This window comes from Insolitispirillum peregrinum (assembly GCF_900156605.1).
GTDB classification, from domain to species: Bacteria; Pseudomonadota; Alphaproteobacteria; order Rhodospirillales; family Rhodospirillaceae; genus Insolitispirillum; species Insolitispirillum peregrinum.
Genome location: NZ_FTOA01000015.1, coordinates 24,004 through 32,282 on the forward strand (window position 1 = coordinate 24,004; position 8,279 = coordinate 32,282).

The 8,279-nt window shown below is 62.6% G+C and carries 7 protein-coding genes and 1 pseudogene; 2 read left to right on the forward strand and 6 right to left on the reverse strand.

All coding sequences use genetic code 11. The annotated features are described in order from the left end of the window. The first annotated feature begins 4 nt into the window (after positions 1-4). Both BW995_RS20000 and BW995_RS20005 read left to right on the forward strand, forming a co-directional pair. Positions 5-2,116, forward strand: coding sequence for an HlyD family efflux transporter periplasmic adaptor subunit (locus BW995_RS20000; protein WP_076402206.1), 2,112 nt, complete (start codon positions 5-7; stop codon positions 2,114-2,116). Further along, positions 2,113-2,820: a prepilin peptidase gene (locus tag BW995_RS20005; RefSeq protein WP_076402207.1), complete on the forward strand. Its 708-nt coding sequence runs from the start codon at positions 2,113-2,115 to the stop codon at positions 2,818-2,820. Before BW995_RS20000 ends, BW995_RS20005 begins: the two co-directional genes overlap by 4 nt. A 34-nt stretch (positions 2,821-2,854) precedes the next feature. On the opposite strand, the gene BW995_RS20010 is transcribed toward BW995_RS20005, so the two are convergent. From BW995_RS20010 to BW995_RS21200, 6 genes and pseudogenes are all read right to left on the reverse strand, one after another. Beyond that, complete coding sequence (locus BW995_RS20010) at positions 2,855-4,663, reverse strand: coiled-coil domain-containing protein (RefSeq protein WP_076402208.1); 1,809 nt, start codon at positions 4,661-4,663, stop codon at positions 2,855-2,857. A gap of 9 nt (positions 4,664-4,672) precedes the next feature. Further along, complete coding sequence (locus tag BW995_RS20015) at positions 4,673-5,248, reverse strand: chemotaxis protein CheD (protein WP_175617139.1); 576 nt, start codon at positions 5,246-5,248, stop codon at positions 4,673-4,675. A gap of 7 nt (positions 5,249-5,255) precedes the next feature. Beyond that, positions 5,256-6,371: a protein-glutamate methylesterase/protein-glutamine glutaminase gene (locus BW995_RS20020; RefSeq protein WP_076402210.1), complete on the reverse strand. Its 1,116-nt coding sequence runs from the start codon at positions 6,369-6,371 to the stop codon at positions 5,256-5,258. 16 nt (positions 6,372-6,387) lie between these two features. Next, complete coding sequence (locus BW995_RS20025) at positions 6,388-7,263, reverse strand: CheR family methyltransferase (protein ID WP_175617140.1); 876 nt, start codon at positions 7,261-7,263, stop codon at positions 6,388-6,390. A 1-nt stretch (position 7,264) separates the two neighbouring features. Beyond that, complete coding sequence (locus tag BW995_RS20030; RefSeq protein WP_076402211.1) at positions 7,265-7,798, reverse strand: chemotaxis protein CheW; 534 nt, start codon at positions 7,796-7,798, stop codon at positions 7,265-7,267. Positions 7,799-7,892: 94 nt separating this feature from the next. Continuing rightward, a pseudogene (locus tag BW995_RS21200) lies at positions 7,893-8,279 on the reverse strand (HAMP domain-containing methyl-accepting chemotaxis protein); the annotation flags it as partial.

Genomic DNA, 8,279 nt, shown 5'->3' on the forward strand with positions numbered 1-8,279 from the left:
GACCATGAGCACGGATACCAGCTTGCCCCGCCTGCGCCGGGACCTGCGTCTGCATCAGGGGCCCCGGCTGCGAGACGGATCACCGACCCTGACCATCGAAGATCCGCTACGGGGGCACTATTTCCGCCTTGGCTGGGCCGAGGCGGAAATCCTGTCGCGCTGGGGGGACGGGAACGCGGCTTCCATGGCGGAAAAAATTTCCGGCCAGACAACCCTGCAAATGACGGAAAGCGATGTTCTGGCCTTTGTCGATTTTCTGAAAGGCCGTCAACTGATCGAAACCGGCGGCGGGGCTGACACGGATCGACTGATCAGGATTGCGGCATCGCAGCAGATTGGCTGGCTGCGCTGGCTGTTGCACAACTATCTTTTTCTGCGTATTCCGCTGGTTCGCCCTGATCGCTTTCTGGACCGGACCATGGGCTGGGTCCGCCCCCTGACCAGCCGGTTGTTCCTGATGGCAACCCTGATTGCCGGGCTGGCAGGGCTGGCGATGGCGGTCCGCCAGTGGGACAGTTTCCTGCATACCTTCCTGTATTTCTTCACACTGGAAGGTGCGGCGGCGGCCGGGGTTACATTGATCATGGTCAAGGTTCTGCATGAGCTTGGTCATGCCTATGCCTGTAAGCACTACGGCTGCCGGGTGCCGACCATGGGGGTGGCCCTGCTGGTGCTGTGGCCAGTCCTGTACACCGACACCACCGCCGCGTGGCGACTGACACAACGGCATCAGCGGCTGGTCATCGGTGCGGCGGGCATGATGACCGAACTGGTGGTCGCCGCCTGGGCGACGCTGGCGTGGAGCTTTCTGCCGGATGGCATGCTGCGCAGTGCCGCCTTTACTCTGGCCACCACCACATGGATTTTGACGCTGGCGGTGAACCTTAGCCCCCTGATGCGCTTTGACGGCTATTTCCTGCTGTCCGACCTGTTGGATGTCCCCAATCTGCAACAGCGCGCCTTTGCCTTGGCGCGGTGGCGTTTGCGCACCGCCCTGTTCGGGGTTGACGATCCTCCGCCGGAGCATTTCGAGCCGTGGCTGCGCCTCACGTTGCTGGTCTACGCCTATGCGACGTGGATTTACCGTTTCTTCCTGTTTCTCGGTATCGCCCTGCTGGTCTACCACTTTGCCTTCAAGATGTTGGGGCTGGTTCTTTTTTCTGTCGAAATTGTCTGTTTCATCCTGTTGCCGATCCAGCGCGAGGTCCGCGACTGGTGGCACCGCCGACGGGAACTGCGCATGAACCGCCATACGTTGATCACCGGCACCTGCCTGTTGTTGTTTACAGCCTTTGTGATCGTGCCCTGGCGCGACCGTGTCGAGGCCCCCGCCCTGCTGCGCGCCGGGCAGCAGGCCATTCTGGTGATGCCGGTCGGAGGGCAGCTGCGCGAGGTCGCCGTCACGCCGGGACAGACGGTCGCAGAGGGGCAGGTGCTGTTCCGGCTGTGGGCACCCGATCAGGAGCACGCTCTGGCCCAACTGGATCGGGAGATCGCCATCCTGCGCGATCAAAGCCGCTATCAGCACCGTGACGAGCGGGAGAATGCCCGTCAGCAGGTGGCGGGGCAGGAGCTGGAGGCCGCCCTGCGCCGCCGGGTGGCTCTGGCTGGGCAGAGGCAGCAACTGGAGGTTTCCGCAGCCTTTCAGGGCAGGGTGGCCGATATCGCCACTCCGCTGCGTCCGGGCGAATGGTTGCCGCAGGGCGAATGGCTGGCGACGGTGATCGGGCCTGACGGGGGGAAGGTCGAGGCCTTTGTCTCTGAACACGATCTGGAGCGGCTGATGCCCGGCGCCATCGCCTGGTTCATCCCCGAGGACCCCAGCCATCCGCGCCGGGAACTGCGGGTCGAAGATATCGCCCGTACCGCCTCCCGCACTCTGGATGCGGTACCGGAACTGGCGTCGCCGTATCAGGGCGACATCGCCGCCCATGCCGAACGCGATCACACGCTGGTGCCGACACAGGCGATGTACCGCGTTCTGCTGACGGCGGACGGTGATGCACCGGAACGCACGCTGCGCGGTACCGTCAGCATTGATGCCCGATCCAGCAGTCTGCTGGCCCAACTCTGGCGCTCGGCCCTGGCCGTGCTGGCGCGGGAACTGTCGCTGTGAGCGGTCTGGCCGGCCTGATGTCGCCGCTGTTCCTGCTCCTCGCCTGCCTTGCCGGGGGGGGATTGGCTGGTTGGGGTGTCGCACGGGTCAGCCTCTGGCTGCCCGCAGCCATGGAGTCTGCATGGCGGGACGATGATGCATCCGACCCGGCGGTCGCAGTGCCGCCCCGTCTGTTCCATGGCCTGACGGCTTTGGTGTGCGCTCTGGCATTTGGTGCTCTGGGCCTGCGGCTGGGGGTGAGTGGCGCGCTGCCCGCAGTGATGGTGGCAACGGTGGCGCTGATGACGCTGGCGATCATTGACTGGAATCACCACCTGTTGCCGGACGTTATCGTTTATCCGTTGCTGGCCCTGGGGCTGCTGGTGAATGCGCTGGGGGTGTTGATCCCGTTGCAGGATGCCATGACCGGGGCTGTTGTCGGATATGGCAGTCTCTGGATCGTATCACGCGCATACCGGCTGGTTTTCAAGGTGACTGGCATGGGCGATGGTGACCTGAAGCTCTTTGCCGCACTTGGGGCGTGGCTCGGCTGGCAGGCCCTGTTGCCGCTCGCCCTTGCCGCTGCCGTGATGGCGGTGGCCTGTTCACTGGGGTGCCGTTTTCTCCGGGGGGACAGACGCACAGCAGACAGCCTGTTGCCCTATGGCTCATATCTGGCTGTTGCAGGGTGGATTTTGCTGGCGGGCGGGGGCCTGGAACAATGAACGCAAAACCGGCACCAGTTTTGCGCTCACTGCTTTAGAAAAGAAAATCCGAGATATCGACATCGGCAGGATTGCCGGATGGCGACGGCGGTGCGGCGGGTGCTGGCTGTGCCGGAGTACCGTCCAGCACTTCTCCCAGCAGGGCCGCATGTACCCCCCGCTCGCTGAGCATGGTGTAATGGTCGCGCAGGAAGGACAGCAGGGTCTGCTGTTCATTCTGCGGGTCGCCGTCACTGGGGTAATGCACCGTTTTCCGGTCCACGGCCTGCAAATTGAGCAGCACCTTTTGCAGGGTTGTCTGCAAGCGTGACCGTAACGTAAATGTGTCGAGGGTCTGGTCGATGAACAGGCCCAGGTCGTGGGCCTGTTGCTGGATCATGCTCAGGTCGCGCGCCGACTTGCTGCCGACTTCATCAAGGGAATCGATGGATTTGGTGAGGAGCTTGTCGAGATGACCAATCAGGACGCCATCACCGCTTTTCTCGTGGCTTTCAAGGACCATCGTCTCGTGGCTGATCACCCCCAGACAGTCGGAAATGCGGGTGGCGGTGATCCGGGTCTGGCGGGCACTGCCCTGCAACTCGCCTGCCACCACATTCAACGACCGCCCCCGGCTGCCAATGCTGCCGCATTTCAGCGAGGCATTGAGGCCGATCAGGTGCATCTCGGCATCAATGTCATGGATGGCTCGCAGGGTCTGCGCCATCGCATCGGCCATGCTGCGCACCCGCAACAGGCTTTCATCGGTTTCCTGCCGGGCCCGTCGGTAATGTTCGAGAATGGTTTCGGTCTGTTGCAGATCCCGTTCCATTTCAAGCAGAAAGCCGCCATTGTCCTGTTGATCGGCCCCGTGCAGGAACCGCACCTGTTCCTGGACCCCGTTCATCAGGGCGGCGAGACGGCGCAAATTGTGCTCGATATCGCCCACCCGGCTGTCCAGCTCTTGACGGATGGCCTGAACCTGATGGGTTTGCAGCCTGCTGACCAGATGGCACAACCGGCCAATCTGGGCGGCGGACAGCGGCAGGTCGGTCTGTTCGCCCTTCATGATGCGGTCAACGGTCTCAACGGCCTGTTCGATATGTTCCAGTCGTTGCCGGATGATGTCACCGACCTGCAGGCCTGCGACCACCAGCCCGATGGCTTCGTCGGCCTGACGGAGAACCCACGACAGGGATTCGATGGTGTGGCGGGCACCTTCCTGACGGTCGCGCAGGGCCCGAACAGCCTCGCTCAGACGGTGGCTGATGGCATCAAGCTGGGAGCGGTGTTGCCCATGAAATTCTGTCTGCAGGGCAATCGAGCGGGCCAGCAGGGCGCGCAGATCGTTCAGGGTGCGCAGGATGTTCTGCACCGTATCGCTGCCTCGCCCGACCAGACTGCCGATCTCGCGGGTGAAAACGCTGAAATCAATTCCCAGATCGGCCACCAGTGCCGCTTCGATCCGGGCGTTGATCGACAGCATCTTGACGTGCGAGATGACCTTGACCTGTTCGGTCAGGGCGTGCTGGATGTCGGCAGCGGCCTGGTCGATCCGTTGCAGGCCCAGATTCTGTTCGCTGCGGTCAGACAGCAACCGGTTCAGCGATTGCAGGTCCTGTTCCAGCTGGGAAATGGTTGATAACAGCCAGTCGGCATTGAACATGCCAATCAGGTCGCCAGCGGTGGCCGTCAGGCTGCGCACCGTGGTGCGGGCTTCGGACAGGCTTTGCCCGATGGACAGGCAGTCCTGTTCGCACGGTCCGTACAGCTGGCGCAGATCCCCCATGATTGCGGCCAGGGTGGCATCAAGGTCCGGCAACGTGCTGGTCGTCAGGGAGCGGGTGACGGGGGACAGGCTCATGGAACCTCCTTATCGGACAGCGGCCAGGGGGAGGGCCGGGCGAACGGTCTGAACCGGACGCACCCACACATCACCGGTCGCCGTCACCATTTTCAGCATCATGCCACGAGGATTCATCACCAGTTCGCGGACCACTGGCAAGCGGTGTTCTGCCAGCAGGGTTCGGGCGATTGCCACATTGGCCTGACCGACATGCGGGCGCGGCCCTGCCGTGGGGTGTTCAGGATCGTCGCGTTCGGGCAGGGACAACACGGAATTGCCACCAAACAGCTTCACCTGCAGGGTCCGGCGCCGGGCCCCCAGGGCCTCCAGACGGGCCAGCAGGGTATGGAGGGCTCCGGCTGCGGCGCGCGTTGACAGGGGATCATGGGCAGGGGAGCGCGGAATGGCAAAATGATTCATCCCGCCAATGCCGGTCAGCGGGTCAAACAGGCACATCGCCACGCATGATCCCAGAATGGTGGTGATGACATGCGGGGTGGCCGAGGCGAACACTTCGCCGGGATGCAAAAAGGAAGATGGCAGGTGGTGTTCCAACCCGCTTTCAGGCGACAGGGAGCACAGGGTCGGGGCGGTGGCAGACATATCGGTTTCATCCATGGTGAGGCCGGGAAGACCCCGCAGACAGACGCATGATGGCGGCGGGTATCGCCGACAGCGACAGGCTTTCGGTAACGGCCCCCAGTTTTACGGCTTCCTTTGGCATTCCGTAAACAATACAGGACTTTTCGTCTTCGGCGATGGTATGGGCACCGGCCTGATACATTTCCAGCATGCCGCGTGCCCCGTCATCGCCCATTCCGGTCAGCAGCACCCCAAGGGCATTGCTGCCGGCACAGCGCGAGGCCGAACGGAACAGCACGTCCACCGATGGCCGGTGGCGGCTGACCAGTGGGCCGTCGCGCACCTCGACCGAATAGCGGGCACCGTTGCGTCGCAGCAGCGTATGGTGGTTTCCCGGCGCAATCAGGGCCTGCCCGCGCAACACCGGATCACCATTTTCGGCTTCCTTGACCCTGATCGCGCACAGGCCGTCGAGGCGATTGGCAAAGGCACGGGTGAAATGTTCCGGCATGTGCTGGACGATCACAATGCCGGGGCAGTCGGCGGGCAGGGCGGTCAACAGCACCCGCAGGGCATCGGTTCCCCCGGTCGAGGCCCCGATGCACACCACCTTGTCGGTGGTCACCTTGACGCCCCCCGCCACCGATGCAGGCGGCAAGACCGCATCGGCGGTCAGTTTTTCCGTCGGCACCATTTGCCGCAGGCGCCTCAGCCGCTGGACATCGGTCTGGGCTGCGGCCTTGACCGCATCGCGGATGGCAATACCCGATTCCATCAGGAACTGACGGGTGCCAACCTTTGGCTTGGCAATGACGTCAACGGCTCCCGCCTCGATGGCCTGCATGGCAACGTCACTGCCTTCCTCGGCCAGTGAGGAACAGATGATCACCGGCAGGGGATGCTGTTCCATCAGTCTTCCGAGGAAGGTCAGGCCATCCATGCGGGGCATTTCCAGGTCCAGCGTGATGACGTCGGGAATGTCCGTCTGCATGCGGCGGGCGGCGGCATAGGGATCACCAGCAGTGCCGATCACCTCGATTTCCGGGTCTTCGGACAGCAGGCTGGCCATCGTTTCCCGCACCGAAGCAGAATCATCAATGACCAGAACCCTGATCCGGCGTGATGCACGGGATGTGGACGACATGGCATTTCCCTGCTGGCTATAGGCGAACATACGTTGATGGTGCGACGGATTTTACCGGCAATGACAGCCCGTTCAGCGTTTCCGAGTGACTGACAAACAGGTACCCACCCGGAACAATGTGCTTACATATCGACTCAAGAACAAGCTGCTGCGTTTCCTTGCTGAAATAAATCAATACATTGCGACAGAACACGATGTCAAAGGGGCGGTCGGACGGACTGCCGCCTTCCATAAGGTTCAGATGCCCCCAGCGGGTACGCGCCCGCAATTCCGGCGCAATCCTGATCGTTTCGTCGCTGCTGGTGCGCGGACGCAGCAGGTATTTGTGACGCAGGGCGGTGGGGACCGGTTCGATCACCTCGTGGTGATAAACGGCACGGGCGGCATCCTGCAGCACATTGGTATCAATGTCGGTGCCATGGATCATGAACGGCAGGTTGCCATGGGTTTCGTTCCATTCCGCCAGCACCATGGCCAGCGTATAGACCTCCATGCCGGTCGAGCAGGCCGCACTCCAGGCCATCAGCGGCAGTGCGCTGTTGTAATGCCGTCGGCTGTGCAGGTCCGGCAAGGCCACCTCGGTCAGAAAGTCGAAATGGCTGGGCTCGCGGAAAAATTCGGTCTTGTTGGTGGTCAGGGCGTTGATGAAATGCGGCATTTCGGCTTCCGCCTGCTCGTTGGTGAGCAGGAAGTCGCAATAGTCGCGCAAGGTGGCAATCTTTAATGCCCGCAGGCGCCGTTGCAGGCGATGGGCGACCAGCGCCATCTTGTGCTGAGGCAGATTGATCCCCGCCCGCCGTTCGATCAGATCCGCCAGACGACGGAAATCGACCGTGCGCAACACCATCGCCGGATCATTGGTGGTATCGTGGTAAGCCTCCTGGGGCTGCATGCTAGCCTCCTGACTGGGGGAGCAGGGCCGGGGAGGGGGCCGCCGACAGGGCCGGGGGCAGATCATCGGCATCGAACAGGCTGTTGACATCCAGCACGATCACCAGCGCGCCGTTCCGCCGTCCCAGCCCGACCACCGCCTGTGATTGCCACGCCATGCCGATGTCTGGCGGCGGGTCTACGTTGGTCTGGTCCAGTTCGGTGACTTCAAACACCCGGTCGGCCAGAATTCCGACCCGGCGCAGGGATCCGTCCCGGATCAGGTCCAGCACCACGATACGCGTCTGCGGAGTCTCTTCGGTCGCGGACAGGCCAAACTTCAGCCGCAGGTCAAACACCGGAATGGCCCGCCTGCGCACATCAATCATTCCCCGCACCACCGCCGGCATGTTGGGAATGCGGATGAACGGCTGAACATCCAGGACTTCCTGCACCTGCGCCACCGCAATGGCAATGGTTTCGCTGGCAATCCCGATGGTGACATATTGCCGATCAACCCCGATCGGCGCGGCGGAAAGGGAACGTTCCTGTGACATGGTGGTTCGGCTCCTGTCATAACACGGGAAGGAAGCCATGCTGCCCGCTGACCCCGTTGCACGCGGTCATTGCATCATGGCTTCCAACACACCGTCAGTACCGTTGATAACGGGTGTCCAGATCGTCTTCAAGATCAAGAACGATACCACCCTTGCCGCTGGCTGCTGCCGGGGTGCGCCGGGGTGCCGTTGCCGCCGCCTTTTTCGCTGGTGTCGCCAAGGGCCTGACGCGCGCTGCCCCGCTGCCTGCCTTTTCAATCACGAAGAAGGCCATGGTGCTTTCCAGTTGCTGCGCCTGCGCCGCCAGTTCTTCGGAAGTTGCCGACATTTCTTCCGAGGCGCTGGCGTTTTGCTGCGTCACCTGATCCAGTTGGCGGATGGCGGTGTTGATCTGTTCGACACCGACGTTCTGTTCACGGGCGGCAGCACTGATTTCTTCGACCAGTTCGGCCGTCCGGCGGATGTCCGGCACCAGCTTGCC

Excerpts from the sequence above, each read along its gene's own strand:
- BW995_RS20000 (WP_076402206.1), top strand. The coding sequence starts at position 5 with ATGAGCACGGATACCAGCTTGCCCCGCCTGCGCCGGGACCTGCGTCTG.
- BW995_RS20025 (WP_175617140.1), bottom strand. The coding sequence starts at position 7,263 with ATGCAGCCCCAGGAGGCTTACCACGATACCACCAATGATCCGGCGATG.
- BW995_RS20015 (WP_175617139.1), bottom strand. The coding sequence starts at position 5,248 with ATGTCTGCCACCGCCCCGACCCTGTGCTCCCTGTCGCCTGAAAGCGGG.
- BW995_RS20010 (WP_076402208.1), bottom strand. The coding sequence starts at position 4,663 with ATGAGCCTGTCCCCCGTCACCCGCTCCCTGACGACCAGCACGTTGCCG.
- BW995_RS20030 (WP_076402211.1), bottom strand. The coding sequence starts at position 7,798 with ATGTCACAGGAACGTTCCCTTTCCGCCGCGCCGATCGGGGTTGATCGG.
- BW995_RS20020 (WP_076402210.1), bottom strand. The coding sequence starts at position 6,371 with ATGTCGTCCACATCCCGTGCATCACGCCGGATCAGGGTTCTGGTCATT.